Source organism: Streptomyces sp. MA5143a, assembly GCF_900290235.1.
GTDB lineage: Bacteria > Actinomycetota > Actinomycetes > Streptomycetales > Streptomycetaceae > Streptomyces.
This window is the reverse complement of the sequence record NZ_OLMK01000003.1, coordinates 1-16,577: the sequence shown is the minus strand read 5'-3', so window position 1 is coordinate 16,577 and position 16,577 is coordinate 1. Positions and strand designations below refer to the sequence as shown.

The 16,577-nt window shown below is 68.2% G+C and carries 10 protein-coding genes; 1 reads left to right on the top strand and 9 read right to left on the bottom strand.

What is annotated here, in order from left to right:
- The 9 genes from SMA5143A_RS01165 to ngcE all read right to left on the bottom strand — a co-directional run.
- Positions 1–1,145: amino acid permease (locus tag SMA5143A_RS01165; protein WP_107460934.1), on the bottom strand; the 1,145-nt coding region annotated here is incomplete at its 3' end.
- A 184-nt stretch (positions 1,146–1,329) separates the two neighbouring features.
- Positions 1,330–3,249, bottom strand: coding sequence for a 1-deoxy-D-xylulose-5-phosphate synthase (gene dxs / locus SMA5143A_RS01160; RefSeq protein ID WP_107460933.1), 1,920 nt, complete (start codon positions 3,247–3,249; stop codon positions 1,330–1,332).
- Between the two features lie 223 nt (positions 3,250–3,472).
- A complete protein-coding gene (locus tag SMA5143A_RS01155; protein WP_375136442.1) occupies positions 3,473–4,828 on the bottom strand; it encodes a sugar ABC transporter permease in 1,356 nt (451 codons plus the stop codon).
- Positions 4,825–5,616: an ATP-binding cassette domain-containing protein gene (locus tag SMA5143A_RS01150; protein WP_107460932.1), complete on the bottom strand. Its 792-nt coding sequence runs from the start codon at positions 5,614–5,616 to the stop codon at positions 4,825–4,827. Before SMA5143A_RS01150 ends, SMA5143A_RS01155 begins: the two co-directional genes overlap by 4 nt.
- 269 nt (positions 5,617–5,885) lie before the next feature.
- The gene (locus SMA5143A_RS01145; protein ID WP_107460931.1) at positions 5,886–6,977 is read right to left on the bottom strand and encodes a sugar ABC transporter substrate-binding protein; all 1,092 of its coding nucleotides are present in this window, start codon (positions 6,975–6,977) and stop codon (positions 5,886–5,888) included.
- A gap of 136 nt (positions 6,978–7,113) precedes the next feature.
- Positions 7,114–8,313: an ROK family transcriptional regulator gene (locus tag SMA5143A_RS01140; RefSeq protein WP_107460930.1), complete on the bottom strand. Its 1,200-nt coding sequence runs from the start codon at positions 8,311–8,313 to the stop codon at positions 7,114–7,116.
- A gap of 209 nt (positions 8,314–8,522) precedes the next feature.
- Positions 8,523–9,455, bottom strand: coding sequence for a carbohydrate ABC transporter permease (locus SMA5143A_RS01135; RefSeq protein WP_107460929.1), 933 nt, complete (start codon positions 9,453–9,455; stop codon positions 8,523–8,525).
- Between the two features lie 19 nt (positions 9,456–9,474).
- On the bottom strand, positions 9,475–10,404 hold the full coding sequence (locus tag SMA5143A_RS01130) for a carbohydrate ABC transporter permease (RefSeq protein WP_107460928.1): 930 nt from the start codon (positions 10,402–10,404) through the stop codon (positions 9,475–9,477).
- A gap of 136 nt (positions 10,405–10,540) precedes the next feature.
- Positions 10,541–12,010, bottom strand: coding sequence for an N-acetylglucosamine/diacetylchitobiose ABC transporter substrate-binding protein (ngcE, locus tag SMA5143A_RS01125; RefSeq protein WP_107460927.1), 1,470 nt, complete (start codon positions 12,008–12,010; stop codon positions 10,541–10,543).
- A 483-nt stretch (positions 12,011–12,493) separates the two neighbouring features.
- Between ngcE and SMA5143A_RS01120 the strand changes: the two genes are divergently transcribed.
- Positions 12,494–16,291 carry a GH92 family glycosyl hydrolase gene (locus SMA5143A_RS01120; RefSeq protein WP_107460926.1) on the top strand — a complete coding sequence of 1,266 codons (3,798 nt, stop codon included), beginning with the start codon at positions 12,494–12,496 and terminating at the stop codon, positions 16,289–16,291.
- Positions 16,292–16,577 lie beyond the last annotated feature (286 nt).

Sequence of the window (16,577 nt, the reverse complement as noted above, 5' to 3'; positions counted from 1 at the left end):
GGCCGGTGCGGGGTCTTGAACCGCGGGTGGACGTGGGAGAAGAAGCGCGGCAGGAGTCCGTCGCGGCTCATCGCGAAGAAGACCCGTGTCTGGCCGAGGAGCAGGATCATGCAGACCGTCGTCAGGCCGACGGCGGCGCCGAAGCTGATGAAGCCCGCGAACCAGGGGTGGCCGGTCTCCTTGAAGGCGTCGGCGAGCGGGGCGTCGACGGACAGCCGGCTGTAGTTCTGCATGCCCGTGACGACGATCGACACGAGGACGTACAGCGTGGTGCAGATGACGAGGGAGCCGAGGATGCCGCGCGGCATGTCGCGCTGCGGGTTCCTGGTCTCCTCGGCGGCGGTGGCGACGACGTCGAAGCCGATGAACGCGAAGAACACCACCGAGGCGGCGGTGAAGATGCCCATCACGCCGAAGTTGGAGGGCGCCCAGCCGAACATCAGCTGGATCAACGGCGCCTGGAGACTGTCACCGGCGTCGACGGTCTGCGCCTTCGGGATGAACGGGTCGTAGTTCTTGCCCTCGATGAAGAACGCGCCCGCGATGATCACGGTCAGGACGACGGCGACCTTGATGGCGACGACGACCGAGGTGATCCGCGCGGACAGCTTCATGCCGATCACGAGGATGACGGTGAGGACCAGGACGAGCGCGGCCGCGAGGATGTCGAAGCCGAACTCGCCGGCGCCCTCTCTGCTGCCCAGGGCCACGGGCATCTCCCAGCCCGCGTTGTCCATGAGCGACTGGATGTAGCCGGACCAGCCGACGGCCACCACCGCCGTCCCGAGCGCGAACTCCAGGACCAGGTCCCAGCCGATGATCCAGGCGGGCAGTTCACCGAGGGAGGCGTACGAGAACGTGTACGCGGACCCGGCGACGGGCAAGGTGGAGGCGAACTCGGCGTAGCACAGCGCGGCCAGCGCGCAGGCGACACCGGCCGCGACGAACGCCAGGGCCACCGCGGGCCCCGCGTTGTTCTTGGCGACCGTACCGGTGAGGACGAAGATGCCGGTGCCGATGATGACGCCGACCCCGAAGACCGTCAGATCCAGCGCGGACAAGGATTTCTTGAGCGCGTGCTCGGGCTCCTCGGTATCGAGGATGGACTGCTCGACCTTTTTCGTCCGGAAGAGTGTGCTGCTCACAGGGGTACCTCCCATGCTTGTCGTCCTCGACATGATCGAGAGGGGGCGATGGGGGTCCCCCCGGGTCGAGCGAAGCCGAGAGCTGGGGGAGCGTATGCCCCGGCACGGGCGGTTTCACGCGAATGGGCCGGTCTCACCACCGTAAAGGATGGTGGGACCGGCCCGGACAGCCCGGACGGGCGGGTCAGTCGCGCGCGGGCTCGACCTCGGAGGGCGTGCCGTCGAGCCGGCCGTCGAGCTTGGAGACGAGACCCGTGACCTGGCGGGCGATGTCGGGCGCGGTGAGCCCGATCTCGGCCATCACCTCGGCGCGGGAGGCGTGGTCGAGGAAGCGCGGCGGGATGCCGAAGTCGCGCAGCGGGATGTCGACGCCCGCGTCGCGCAGGGCCTGCGCGATCGCCGAGCCGACGCCGCCGACACGGGAGTTGTCCTCCACCGTGACGACCACGCGGTGCCGGTCGGCGAGCGGAGCCATGTGCTCGTCGACCGGCTTGACCCAGCGCGGGTCGACGACGGTGGTGGTGATGCCCTGCTTGTCGAGGAGGGTGGCGATCTCCAGGCACATCGGCGCGAGGGCGCCGACGGAGACGAGGAGCACGTCCGGTGTGTCGGTGCCCGGCTCCCGCAGCACGTCCATGCCGCCCACCCGGCCCACGGCCGGTACGGCGGGACCGACGGCGCCCTTGGAGAAGCGCACCACGGTCGGCGCGTCCGTGACCTCGACGGCCTCGCGCAGTTGGGCCCGCACCTGGTCGGCGTCGCGGGGCGCGGCCAGCCGCAGCCCGGGGACGACCTGAAGGATCGACATGTCCCACATGCCGTTGTGCGAGGCGCCGTCGGTGCCGGTGACACCGGCCCGGTCCAGGACGAACGTCACACCGCACTTGTGGAGGGCGACGTCCATGAGGACCTGGTCGAAGGCGCGGTTGAGGAAGGTCGCGTACACCGCGAAGACCGGGTGCAGGCCGCCGGTGGCGAGGCCGGCCGCGGAGACCGCGCCGTGCTGCTCGGCGATGCCGACGTCGTAGACGCGCTCGGGGAACGCCTTGGCGAACTTGTCGAGGCCGACCGGCTGGAGCATGGCCGCCGTGATGGCGACGACGTCCTCGCGCTCCTTGCCGAGCTTGACCATCTCCTCGCCGAACACGGAGGTCCAGTCGGCTCCGGAGGAGGCGATCGGCAGACCGGTGTCCGGGTGGATCTTGCCGACGGCGTGGAAGCGGTCCGCCTCGTCCTGGAGGGCGGGCTGGTAGCCGCGGCCCTTCTCGGTGAGGCAGTGCACGATGACCGGACCGCCGAAGCGCTTGGCGCGCGACAGGGCGGACTCCAGGGCCTCGATGTCGTGTCCGTCGATCGGTCCGACGTACTTGAGGCCGAGGTCCTCGAACATGCCCTGTGGGGCGATGAAGTCCTTCAGGCCCTTCTTGGCGCCGTGCAGCGTCTCGTAGAGCGGTCGGCCGACGACGGGCGTGCGCTCCAGCAGGTCCTTGCCGCGGGCCAGGAACCGCTCGTACCCGTCGGTGGTGCGCAGGGTGGCGAGGTGGTTGGCGAGGCCGCCGATGGTCGGCGCGTACGAGCGCTCGTTGTCGTTGACGACGATGACCAGGGGCCGGTCCTTGGCGTCGGCGATGTTGTTGAGCGCCTCCCAGGCCATGCCGCCGGTGAGGGCGCCGTCACCGATCACGGCGACCACGTGGTCGTCGCGTTTCAGTACCTGGTTGGCCTTGGCGAGCCCGTCGGCCCAGCCGAGGACCGTCGAGGCGTGGCTGTTCTCGATGACGTCGTGCTCGGACTCGGCCTGCGAGGGGTAGCCGGACAGGCCGCCCTTCATCTTCAGCCGGGAGAAGTCCTGTCGGCCGGTGAGGAGTTTGTGGACGTAGGACTGGTGGCCCGTGTCCCACAGCACCTTGTCCTTCGGCGAGTCGAAGACACGGTGCAGTGCGATGGTGAGCTCGACCACGCCGAGGTTCGGGCCGAGGTGACCGCCGGTCTTCGACACCGCCTCCACGAGGAAGGTCCGGATCTCCTCCGCCAGCTGGTCCAACTCCTCCAGGCTGAGCCGGTCCAGATCGCGCGGTCCCCTGATGCGGGTCAGCAGCGGCACCCGTGCCTCCTTGCAATAGTGCTGTTCGAGCGTTGCCGGGCTCGTCGAAGTCTAATCTTCCGCGTGCACCGCCGACCGCCGGGCGGGGGGAACCCGCGTCACACGAACGGCCGTAAACCATCCTGCACCGGTACCCGTGTACGAAACGTCCGACACAGAAGAGAAGTGCCCGGCATCGGATGCGATGCCGGGCACTTCTGTACGAGGGCCGCCTGCCACTGCGTCAGGCGCGACCCGCCGCCTTCTGGCTCTTGCGGGAGACCGAGTCGATGACCACGGCGCCCAGGAGCACCGCACCCGTGATCATGTACTGGATCGAGGTGTTCATGTTGAGCAGGTCGAGACCCGTCTGGATCGACTGGATCACCAACATACCCAGCAGCGCCGACCACACCGATCCACGACCACCGAAGAGGCTCGTACCTCCGATGACGGCCGCGGCGATGGCCAGCATCAGGGTGTTGCCGCCGCCCGCGGAGAGCGTCGCGCTCGCGGTCTGACCGGCGAAGAACATACCGCCGACCGCGGCGAAGCCACCGGAGATGGCGAACACCGTGATGCGGATCATCGGCACGTTGATACCGGCACGGCGGGCGGCCTCGATGCCGCCGCCGACCGCGAAGACCTGACGGCCGTAGGTCGTACGGCGCAGCACGAAGTCCACGATCACCAGCGCCGCGAGGAAGATCACCAGCGCGTTGGAGACACCGGCCGCGTCGTTGAGCACGGCCGCGGCGACGAAGGACGCGAGGGCCAGCGCGCCGACCCGGAGCAGGATCTCGCTGGTCGGCCGGAACGGCACCCCGGCGGCCTTGCGACGGCGCTGCTCGTTGAAGTTGCCGACGGCGGTGAGCACGACACCGAGGCCGGCCAGCAGGTAGGCGCCGATGATGGCCTGGTCCATGAAGAAGGAGCTCTGGCCGAGCAGGTGGACCGGGCCCGTGTCGGAAGGAATGTTGATGGTGCCGCTGTCGCCCAGCAGCCACAGCATCAGACCGTTCCAGCCGAGGAAACCGGCCAGGGTGACGACGAACGCCGGCACACCGATCCTGGCGAAGAACCAGCCGTGCAGCGCGCCGATGGCGATACCGGTGATGACGGCGAGGACCAGCGACAGCCAGGCGTTCATGCCGTTGTTCACCACGAACACGGCGAACAGGGTGGAGGCCAGACCGCTGACCGAGCCGACCGACAGGTCGATCTCGCCGAGCAGCAGCACGAACACCAGGCCGATGGCGAGCATGCCGGTGGCCGACAGGAAGTAGCTGATGTTGGAGAGGTTGTCGGCGCTGAGGAAACGATCATTCTGGAACTGGAAGATGGTCCAGATGACGATCAGGCCGATGACCACCGGCAGCGAGCCCAGCTCGCCGCCCTTGACCTTGCGCTTGAACTCCGTGAGGTAGCCCTTGAAGCCCTCCTCGCGGACCAGCAGCCGCGGGTCCGTGACGGCGACCGGGGCCGCCGTGGGGTCGTCGGCGGGCGCGACGGTGTCCTGCAGCTCCACCACGCCCTCGTCCTTGGTGACCTTGTCGGTCGCCGCGGAGTCGCTCTTCACGGTCTTGGACGTGTCACTCACTTTGCCGCCTCCGCGGTGCGCCGCTCCGCGCGACGGGTCACGGCGTTGTCCGTGGCACCCGTGATCGCGGCGATGATCTCTTCGTGGCTGGTGTCCTTCACGGGGAAGGAGCCGTTGTTCTTGCCCAGCCGCAGCACGGCGACGGTGTCGGCGACCGCCTTGACGTCGGCCATGTTGTGGCTGATGAGGATGACAGCGAGGTCGCGCTCCCGCAGCCGCTCCACCAGGTCGAGGACCTGCGCGGTCTGCTCGACACCGAGGGCGGCGGTGGGCTCGTCGAGGATGACGAGCTTGGGGTCGCCGATCAGGGCGCGGGCGATGGCCACGACCTGGCGCTGACCACCCGAGAGGCTCGCGATCGGGATGCGCACGCTCGGGATGCGGATGGAGAGCGTGGACAGCAGCTCGCGGGCGTTCTTCTCCATCGTCACCTCGTCGATGACGCCCCGGTGCAGCAGTTCGCGACCGAGGTAGAGGTTGCCCACGACGTCGAGGTTGTCGCAGAGCGCGAGGTCCTGGTAGACCGTCGCGACGCCGAGTCCCTGGGCGTCGTGCGGCTTGTTGATCCTCACCGCGTCGCCCTGCCACTCGATGACGCCCTCATCGATGGGGTGGACGCCCGCGATCGTCTTGACCAGGGTCGACTTACCTGCGCCGTTGTCGCCCACCAGGGCGACCACTTCTCCGGCGTGGACCTCCAGATCGACGTCGGTGAGTGCCTGGACCGCACCGAATCGCTTGGAGACTCCGCGCAACGCCAGCACGGGCGTAGCGGACACGTGAACCATCTCCTTCGCCGCCTGACCGGCGGGGATGCCGCGCTTGGGGGTGTGCGCGGAGTGACGTGCGGATCGCGGCGGGAGGGCCGCTGCTCGCACCGTGGTTTACAGGGTGAACATGCCTGGACCGCCGCGCTCGGCGGCGGGTTCCGTCCGGCGCCCGCCCCGCAGCGGGGTCTTTGGCGGGGCGGGCGCCGGCGGGGCTTCACGGGGCCGCTCGGCCGTCCGGGCCCGGGTCCCTCGGCGGGACCCGGGCCGGATGACGCGCGGTGGCGTGACTACTCCAGGCCGGCGGACTTGCAGGCCTTGGCGTACTCGGGGGTGCAGATGTCCGCGACCGTGTACAGCTTGTCCTTGACGACCGTGTCGTTGATGTTGTCCTTGGTGACCGAGACCGGGGTCAGGAGCTTGGCGGGCACCTTGTCGCCGGAGCCGCTCGTCACCTCGGTGTCGGCGAGGTCCTTGATGCTCTTGCCGTTGAGCAGCGCGACCGCGAGCTCGGCGGCGGTGTCGGCCTCCGGCTTGTAGGCCTTGTAGACCGTGGAGGACTGGGTGCCGGCGACGATCCGCTGGATGGCGGCGAGCTCGGCGTCCTGGCCCGTCAGCGGGATGTTGCTGATCTTCGCACCCTTGAGGGTGTTGGCGATGCCACCGGCCATGCCGTCGTTGGCGGCGTAGACGCCCGCGATGTTCTTGGCACCCAGCTGGGTGATCGCCGCGGACATCTTCTGGGCGGCGACGGTGTCCTTCCACAGGCCGGACTGCTCGTAGGCGATGTCGACCTTGCCGTCGAGGACCTTGTGGGCGCCTTCCTTGAACTGGCCGGCGTTCGGGTCGGCGTCGTCACCGTTGATCATGACGACCTTGGACTTCTTGGTGGCCTTGTCGCCGAGCGCGTCGAGCAGGGCCTGGCCCTGGAGCTCGCCGACCTTGACGTTGTCGAAGGAGACGTAGGCCGAGACCGGGCCCTGGGCGAGGCGGTCGTAGGCGACGACCTTGACACCCTTGTCCACCGCGGACTGGATGGAGGACTTGATCGCGGCGGAGTCCTGGGCGGAGACGACGATGACCTTGACGCCCTTGGTCACCATGGTGCTCATCTGCTGAGCCTGCTTGGTGGGGTCGGCGGCTGCGTTCGCGTACTCGACCTTGCAGTCGGAGCAGAGCTCCTCGACCTTGTCCTCGAAGTACGGACGGTCGAACTTCTCGTAGCGCGCGGTGACGTTGTCGGGCAGGAGGAGACCGATGGTCTTGTTGCCCTTGCCGCTGTCGCTACCGCTGTCCGAGTCGTTGTCGTCGCCGGCCTTCCCACAGGCGGCCACGGAGAGCGCCAGCGAAACCGCGGTGGCGCCGATCACGACTCTACGCATCGTTGCGTTCATTTGGGTTGTGCCTCCCTGACACGGGCCGCAGCACTGCGGCCGAGGTGGCTGGAAGTCAACTCGGCCACACGTGCGACGTCAAGAAGTAAATCCTTAACGGGTTGGCAACGGCGTGTTTCGTTCTCTAAGTGAAGGCAGGGGTTGCTGCGGACAGGGTTCCGTCCAAAAGGGTTGAATCACCCATCTCGCTGAGTGCCAGCGCGAGGGCCCCGAGGACCTCCGCCCGGCCGCCAAGCGCCCCTGGCAGCACCGAGAGTTGACGTGCGGCACTCGGGATCGCGTACCGGCCGACCGACTCCCTTATGGGCCCGAGCACCAGCTCCCCGGCCTCGGCGAGATCGCCACCGAGGACCACGCGGCTCGGGTTCAACAGATTGCAGAGATTGGCGACTCCACTTCCGATGTGGCGGCCGACGTCGGCGATCACCCGGCGACAGCCCGGATCCCCGTCCCTCGCCAACCGCACGACGCCTTCCATCGTCAGATCGGTCCCGTGGCTGGACTGGAGGAGCGGCAGCACATGACGTGCGGCGGCGAAGGTCTCCAGGCAACCGCGGTTTCCACAGCGGCAGACCGGTCCGGATTCATCAAGAGTAATATGCCCGATTTCTCCCGCTGTGCCACCGGGGCCCCGGTAGATCTTGCCGTCGATGACCAGACCGGCGCCGACACCGCTGGCCACCTTGATGTAAGCCAGGTCGCGCACCCCGCGTCCGCTGCCCCAGACCAGCTCACCGAGGGCGCCGAGGTTGGCGTCGTTGTCCACGTGCACCGGTGCGCCCAGACGGTGGCCCATCTCGGCGGCCGGGTTGGTGCCGGTCCAGCCCGGCAGGATCGCGGTGGAGCCCAGCGTCCCGGACGCGACGTCGATCGGTCCGGGCACACCGAGGCCCACGCCCGCGATCTTCGTGGGATCCACCCCGGTGGCCTCGATCAACCGGGTGACCAGCTGCTCCGCCCGGTCGAACCCCTGGGTGGAGGAGGCGTCCACGTCGAGCGGCTCGGACTCCTCGGCCAGCACCTGATGGGCGAGGTTCCCGATCGCGACGCGCAAATGGGTGTGCCCGAAGTCCACGCCGATGACAATCCCGGCGTCGCCGCTCAGGGAGACCGCGCGAGCCCGGCGTCCACCCGCCGATGTGGGCGTGACCTCGACCGTTCCGCCGTCCTTGAGCTCGCGGACGATGTTGGAGACCGTGGCCGCGGACAGGCCCGTCGTCCTGGCGATCTCCGCCTGCGTGAGCGAGCCGGCGAGACGCACCGCCCGGACGACGCGTTCGAGATTTGCTCGGTGCAGCGACGACTGCGACCCCGGAGTCTCCATCGACTCATCCACTCCTGTCCCAGGCCGGACGGCCCCCGCCGCCCGTGACCCAGGTCAAAGCCGCGGATCCCGGGTCACTTACAAGTTGTGAACTCCAAGCTCCGCTGAACGGGTTACCGCAGTCAAGTCCTTGACGGAAACTGGCGTCGTCAATTGACCACTAAATGTCACTGGGGCGCTACGTCGGGGTCGTCCGGAAGCCCTCCTTACTACTTCAGGGTCGCCGACGTCAGGCCGGCCTGCACCTGGCGCTGGAACGAAAGGTAGACGACCAGCATGGGGACCATCGCGATGGTGACACCTGCGAAGAGAACGGGCAGGTCAGAGGCGTAGCCCTGCTGCTGTTGGAGCTGGACCAGACCCTGGGTGAGGACATAGCGCTCGGGGTCGTCACCGCTCTGCGGCTGCATGAGGACGGTGGGCAGGATGTACTGGTTCCACTGGCCGAGGGTGTTGAAGATGCCCACGCTGATCAGACCCGGCTTCGCCATGGGCAACATCACCTGGAAGAAGGTCCTGGTGTGGGAGGCCCCGTCCAGGATCGCCGCCTCGAAGACCGCCGTGGGCAGGGTCCGGAAGAAGGCGTGCATGAAGAACACGGTGAACGGCAGCGAGTAGGCGACGTAGACCAGGATCAGGCCCTGGTAGCTGTTCAGCATGTCGAGGCGCTTGACCATGAAGAACAGCGGGACCAGCGCCAGGAACACCGGGAACATGGCCCCGGCGACGAAGAAGAAGTACAGCAGCCGGTTGCCCCAGAACTGGTAGCGGGCCAGGACGTAGGCGGCCATCGAGCCGAACAGCATGGTCAGCGGCACGGAGAAGACCAGCACGATGACCGTGTTGAGGAAGTAGTCGCCGATCCCCTTGTCCCAGGCGCGGGAGAACACGTCCAGGGACCAGTTCTCCGGCCAGCCGAAGGCGGAGCCGCCGATCTGGGCGTCGGTCTTGAAGGCGCTGAGGATCAGCCACAGCAGCGGCAGCACGATCATCAGGGCCCACAGGGCGAGGAAGCCGTGCGAGAAGACGTTCAGGACGACGCCTTCGCCGCGTTCGTCACCGGGGCCGGTGCGGTTCTTGGTCACGGCCGGACCGGTGGGGGCCGAGTCGCCGGGGGAGGCGGTCTTGAGGGGTGCGCTCATCGTTCCGTCATCTCCGGCTTCAGAACTCGATGCGTTCACGGCGGGTGGCGCGCAGCATGACCACCGAGACGATCAGGGTGAGGAGCAGCATCACCACGCCCATGGCGCAGGCGTAGCCGCTCTTGCCGTACAGCAGGAAGTTCCGCATCATCACGGTCGCCATGACCTCGCTGTGGTGATCGGGGCCGCCGCCGTACTCCCCCGCCGTCATCGTGGAGACCAGGATGAACATGTCCATCGCCGCGATGCCGAGGTAGACCCAGGCGGTCTGCACGGAGTCCCACAGCAGGGGCAGGGTGATCCGGAAGAAGGTGTGGGCGCGGCCGGCGCCGTCGATCAGCGCGGCCTCGTAGATGTCCCTCGGAATGGCCTGCATGGCGGCGGAGAACAGCACCAGATAGAAGCCGACGCCGTGCCAGACGACCACCGCGATCAACGCCCAGAGCACGAAATTCGGTTCGTTCAGCCATTCCACGGGGCTGCTCTCGTCGACCAGCCCCAGTTTCATGAGGAAGCCGTTGAGCATGCCGCCGCTGTCACTGCGGTACACGGCGCCGAAGAGCACCGCGAGGATGGCCAGCGACAGGACCTGCGGAAAGAAGTAGACGATCTTGTAGAAGCCCGACCCGGCGACCCCCGAGACACCGCCGGCCCGGCCGCGCCCGCCCGCGTTCAGCATGAACGCGAAGAACAGCGCGAGCAGAATGGTGATCACCGGGATGAACACCAGAAACAGGATGTTGTGCCAGATGGCCTTGAGGAAGATGTCGTCCTGGAACAACGCGGTGTAGTTGTCCAGCCCGACGAAGCTGAATGTCTGGGACTGCCCCTTCCAGTCCGTCAGCGAATAGCCGAAGGTCTGGAGATAGGGCCAGATGACGAAGATCAGATAAAGCGCCACGGGGACGAACAAAAACCCCGCGACGAACCGGTACTGCCCTTTGCGCATTGGCGTGATCCTGCCTTGGGTTCCGTGAGACGAAGGGCCCGCACGCTTCGGGGCGCGGGGAACTGCGCGAAAGCCATCCACGGTGGACCGGCGGCCCACCGCACCACTCAGCCCCCCACGACGCCCGAAGGCCCGCTCAGTCCCGGTGGTTCTTCTTGGAATCCGGGTCCTTCGCCTGCTTGTCCACGGCCGCCTGCGCCCGCTTCAGCCACTCGGCCGGCTGGATCCGCTTCGCCATCAGCTCGTTCGACGCGTTCTGGATCGCCGTGTCCATCTCGCTGTACCACTCGGTGTACAGGTAGCGGAAGGTGTTGTCACCGGCGGCCTTGGACGCCTCGACCGTGGACTGCGTGCCGGGCCGCAGCTGTACGCCGGGGTCGACGCCGTCCTTGAGGATGGTCAGGGAGTTCGCCTCCTTGGCGAACAGCGTCGACCATTCCTTCGACAGCATCATCCGCATGAACTCCTTGGCCGCCGGCAGGTTCTTCGCCTTGGCGGGGATGATGAACGGCTCTCCGGAGCCGGCCCGGATCGCCTCGAACGGCATCTTGCTGTCGGGCAGCAGCGGCATCGGCATGAACGTCATGTCGAAGTCGGCCGGGGTCTGCTTGAGCTGCTCGTTCTCCAGCCAGGAACCGGAGGTGATGAACACGGCCTTGTACTGGTTCCAGCGGGTCTGGGACTCGGTGTGGGTGAGGCCGTTGGTGCCGGGCATCAGATAGCCCTTCTCGACGACCTCGTAGATCGCCTCGACACCGGCCTTCGCCGCGTCGGAGCCGACGAACGCCTTCGGGTCGAGGTTGTCGATGGCCTTCATGGCCTCCAGACCGCCGGTCTTGGCGATCAGGTCCATGATGGCGACGTTGATGTAGTACGGGTACTTGCCCTGGTGGGCGAGGCCGCCGATGCCCTTGGCCTTGGCCTCCTTGCAGATGGTCAGGAAGTCCGCCCAGGTCTTGGGCTCCTCCCAGCCGTTCTCCTTGAACAGCTTGCCGGAGTACCACAGGCCCCACACCGTATAGATGTAGTTGAGGGCGACGACCTTGTCCTCCTGCATGCCCGCGTCGAGCGTGCCGGGGATGAGGGTGTCGCGGACCTTCTTGGCGGGGTCGTCGATCGAGGGGGCGTCCAGGACCGCGGCCAGGTCGAGGAGCTGGTCGTTCTTGTAGAGGACGTCGATCGGGATCTGCTGGGCGCCGGAGTCGTCGACGATGTCCGGCGGGTTGCCCGCGTTGAACCGGGGCTGGAGCTTGCCGGTGATCTCCTGGGTGCCGGTGTGGGTGGAGGTGACGCCCCACTTCTTCTGGAAGGCGGCCTCCCACGCCTTGGCGTAGGCGTCGCCGTAGCCGCCCTTGAAGATGACGACGTCGAGCTTGCTGCCCTTCTTGACGCCGAAGGGGTTGGACTTGGACGTCTCGCCCTGGGCGTCCTCGGAGGAGTCGTCGCCCCCGCCGCCGCTCGCGCAGGCCGAGAGGAAGCTCATGGTGGGGACGGTGATCAGGCCCAGCGCGGCGGATCGCTTGATCAGATCGCGGCGGCCCACACCCTCCGCGGTGCTGGTGCCGGAAGCCTCGGGTTCGTTGTTCTCAGCGGTCGTGGATCCCATGCTCAAGTCCTCGCCTTCTCCAGGACTCAGGCGGTGAACCGGATCCTCCCGGCACCGCGATCGGTTCAAGCTGGGGTCGTGCGTGAGGATTCAACAGGGGCAGGACGGCGGTCCGCGCGCGGACACGTCCGCGCCCACCGGTAATTCCCCCCAGGTAGTGCCCGTCCACCGTCGTGCGACCACGATGCGGACGCCGACAGGTATAGTCCACTTCCCGCCAAGGGAGCAAGATCGAATGCAAGGTTGGCCGTCGGTCTTTTCCGAGTTGAGACCTCGCGGAAATACGAGCGCCCGTGCGCCGCTCGACCGCGAATTCCCCGCCGTTCGACCCGAATGGCTCACTCAACACCCTTGACACCACTCATCACTTGAACCACTACTGGTCCCTGCGCAACACGGCAGACAACGTTGTCCACTACTGGTCATTCCTTGATCGTCGAGGCGGTCGAGCGGGGTGACCAGGCGCAGGGAGGGTGCTCGCGGATGCGGCACGGATGGGGTTCCACGGTGGCGCTCGGCGCCGCCGCGCTCGCTCTGGTGGTGGCCTCGCAGGGGGCCGCCGTCGCGTTACCGGCCCGACCGGCGGCGGCCGACCGGGAGTTCGGTTCCTCCTTCGAGTCGGGGGATCCGGCACCGGACTGGACCGACACCGTCGACACCGCGCCGGACGGCTCCCCCCGCGCCTCGGGGGTCGACGGCGGCTACGCCACCGGCATCCCCGGCAACATCACCGACCGGGTGACCGAGGTCCGGGCGAGCGGCGAGAACACCTCCGGCGGGGAGGTGAAGGAGAACCTGGTCGACGGGGAGCCGGGCACCAAGTGGCTCTCCTTCCAGCCCACCGGCTGGGTGGAGTTCGACCTCGATCGACCGGCCGAGGTGGTGACGTACGCGCTGACCTCGGCGAACGACGCCGAGGGGCGCGACCCGAGGGACTGGACGCTGAAGGGGTCCGCCGACGGCAAGGAGTGGCGCACCCTCGACACCCGCACCGGTGAGTCCTTCCCCGAGCGGTATCTGACCAAGTCGTACGACATCGCCGCCGACGCGGTCGCCGGGTACCGGCACTTCCGGCTGGACATCACCCGGAACAACGGTGCCTCCACCATCACCCAGCTCGCCGACGTGCAGTTCTCCACGGGCGGCGGCCAGACGCCCGCGCCGGAGGAGATGCGCACCCACACCGACCGGGGGCCGAGCGGCTCGGCGACCGCCAAGGCCGGCGTGGGTTTCACCGGGAAGCGGGCGCTGCGGTACGCGGGCCGCCACACGGCGGACGGCCCGGCCCACTCGTACAACAAGGTCTTCGACGTGGACGTGGCCGTCGGGCGGGACACCGAGCTGGCGTACCGGATCTTCCCGTCCATGGCGGACGGCGACCTGGACTACGACGCCACCCGGGTCGCGGTCGACCTGGTCTTCACGGACGGCACCTCGCTGAGTGAGCTGCGCGCCGTCGACCAGCACGGATTCCCCCTCACGCCGCGCGGACAGGGCGCGGCGAAGGTGTTGTACGTGAACCAGTGGAACGACGTCGTCTCCCGGATCGGGTCGGTCGCGGCGGGGAAGACGGTGGACCGGGTCCTGGTGGCGTACGACTCCCCGAAGGGGCCGGCGAGGTTCCGCGGCTGGCTCGACGACGTGACCCTGCGGGTGCGGGCGCCCGAGCGGCCGAAGGCACATCTCTCCGACTACGCGGTGACCACCCGAGGGACGAACTCCAGCGGCGGCTTCTCCCGCGGCAACAACTTTCCGGCGACGGCGGTCCCCCATGGCTTCAACTTCTGGACGCCGGTGACCAACGCGGGCTCGCTCAGCTGGCTGTACGACTACGCGCGGGCCAACAACGCGGACAACCTGCCGACGATCCAGGCGTTCAGCGCGAGTCACGAGCCGAGCCCCTGGATGGGTGACCGACAGACCTTCCAGGTGATGCCGTCGGCCGCCGCCGGCACCCCCGACCTGGGCCGCACGGCACGGGCGCTGGCGTTCCGGCACGAGAACGAGACGGCCCGGCCGTACTACTACGGTGTCCGCTTCGAGAACGGGATCAAGGCGGAGATGGCGCCGACGGACCACGCGGCGGTGCTCCGCTTCACCTATCCGGGGGACGACGCGAGCGTCCTCTTCGACAACGTCACGGACCAGGCGGGCCTGACCCTCGACCGCGAGGCAGGGGTCGTCACGGGGTTCTCGGATGTGAAGTCCGGGCTGTCGACGGGCGCGACCCGCCTCTTCGTGTACGGGGTGTTCGACGCGCCGGTGACCGGCGGCGACTCCGCCGGGGTGAGGGGCCACCTCCGCTTCGACGCGGGCGCCGACCGGACGGTGACCCTCCGCCTCGCCACCTCCCTGATCAGCGTCGACCAGGCGAAGGACAATCTGCGCCAGGAGATCCCGGAGGGCACCGCCTTCGAGCGGGTCCGGGACCGGGCGCGGGCGCTGTGGGACCGGCTCCTCGGCCGGGTGGAGGTCGAGGGCGCGACCCCCGACCAGCTGACCACGCTGTACTCCAGCCTGTACCGGCTGTACCTGTACCCCAACTCCGGCTTCGAGAAGGTCGGTTCGACCCACCGGTACGCCTCGCCGTTCTCCCCCATGCCGGGCCCGGACACCCCGACCCACACGGGCGCGAAGATCGTCGAGGGCAAGGTGTACGTCAACAACGGTTTCTGGGACACCTACCGGACGACGTGGCCGGCCTACTCGCTCCTGACGCCGTCCCGCGCGGGCGAGCTGGTGGACGGCTTCGTGCAGCAGTACAAGGACGGCGGCTGGACCTCCCGCTGGTCCTCCCCCGGGTACGCGGACCTGATGACGGGCACCTCCTCGGACGTGGCGTTCGCGGACGCGTACGTCAAGGGCGTCGACTTCGACGCGAAGGCGGCGTACGAGGCGGCCGTCAAGAACGCCTCGGTCGTCCCGCCGAACCCGGGCGTCGGCCGCAAGGGCATGGCTTCCTCCCCCTTCCTCGGCTACACCAGTACCGACACCCACGAGGGCCTGTCCTGGGCGCTGGAGGGCTACCTCAACGACTACGGCATCGCCCGGATGGGTCGGGCCCTGTACGAGCGGACGGGTGAGAAGCGGTACCGGGAGGAGTCGGCGTACTTCCTCGACCGGGCGCGGGACTACGTGCAGCTGTTCGACAAGGACGCCGGGTTCTTCCAGGGCCGGGACGGCACCGGGAAGTGGCGGCTGGACTCGTCGGCGTACGACCCGCGGGTCTGGGGCCACGACTACACGGAGACCAACGGCTGGGGCTACGCGTTCTCCGCGCCTCACGACGGCAAGGGCCTGGCGAACCTGTACGGCGGCCGGTCCGGGCTGGCGAGGAAGCTGGACACCTACTTCTCCACCCCGGAGACGGCCTCCCCCGACCTCACCGGCTCCTACGGCGGCGTCATCCACGAGATGACCGAGGCTCGGGACGTACGGATGGGCATGTACGGCCACTCCAACCAGGTCGCCCACCACGCGATCTACATGTACGACGCGGCGGGGCAGCCGTGGAAGGCGCAGGAGAAGGTCCGCGAGGTGCTGTCCCGGCTGTACGTCGGCAGCGGCATCGGGCAGGGCTACCACGGCGACGAGGACAACGGCGAGCAGTCGGCCTGGTACCTCTTCTCGGCGCTCGGCTTCTATCCGCTGGTGATGGGCAGCGGCGAGTACGCCATCGGCTCGCCCCTGTTCACCGAGGCGACGCTCCATCTGGAGAACGGCAGGGACCTGGTGGTCCGGGCCCCGAAGAACAGCGCGAGGAACGTCTACATTCAGGGCTTGAAGGTCAACGGCAAGGCATGGCGGTCGACGTCGCTGCCGCACGCGCTGCTCGCGAAGGGCGGGGTGCTGGAGTTCGACATGGGCCCGAGGCCGTCGCGGTGGGGCACGGGTGAGAACGCCGCGCCGGTGTCGATCACCAAGGACGACCAGGTGCCGTCGCCGCGCTCGGACGCCATCGAGGGCGACGGGGAGCTGTTCGACGACACGTCGTCGACGAAGGCGACGCTGACGACGGCGGACCTGCCGGTGCCGGCCCGCACCAGGGCCGTGCAGTACACCCTGACGTCCGCCGACCGCGCCGAGGCCCCCACCGGCTGGACCCTCCAGGGCTCGGCCGACGGCACCACCTGGAGAACCCTCGACCGGCGCGCCGACGAATCCTTCACCTGGAACCGCCAGACCCGCGCCTTCTCGGTCCCCACCCCGAGGGCGTACCGCCACTACCGCCTGGTCCTGGACGCCCCGGCGACCCTCGCGGAGGTGGAACTGCTGTCGTGACATCGAGCTCGTGAACTCGGTGAACACCAGGGGGCCCGGCGGCTCGTCGGGCCCCGCCCCCCCAACTGATTTGACGGCGTGGGACGTTGAGGGGATAGAGTCTTGTATAGACCACTCGACAACGTTGTCTGTCCCTGTCGTCGACGGTCGCCCGAGCCACTCCTCCTCTGAGCCACTCCTCCCCCGAGCCGGTTTCCCCCGTACCGGCCCGGCTGACGGACCGGGTGGGCACGCACCGCCCGCCCACCCGGTCCGCCCGAGCACCTCAGGGCCTTTTGTGGAGCGC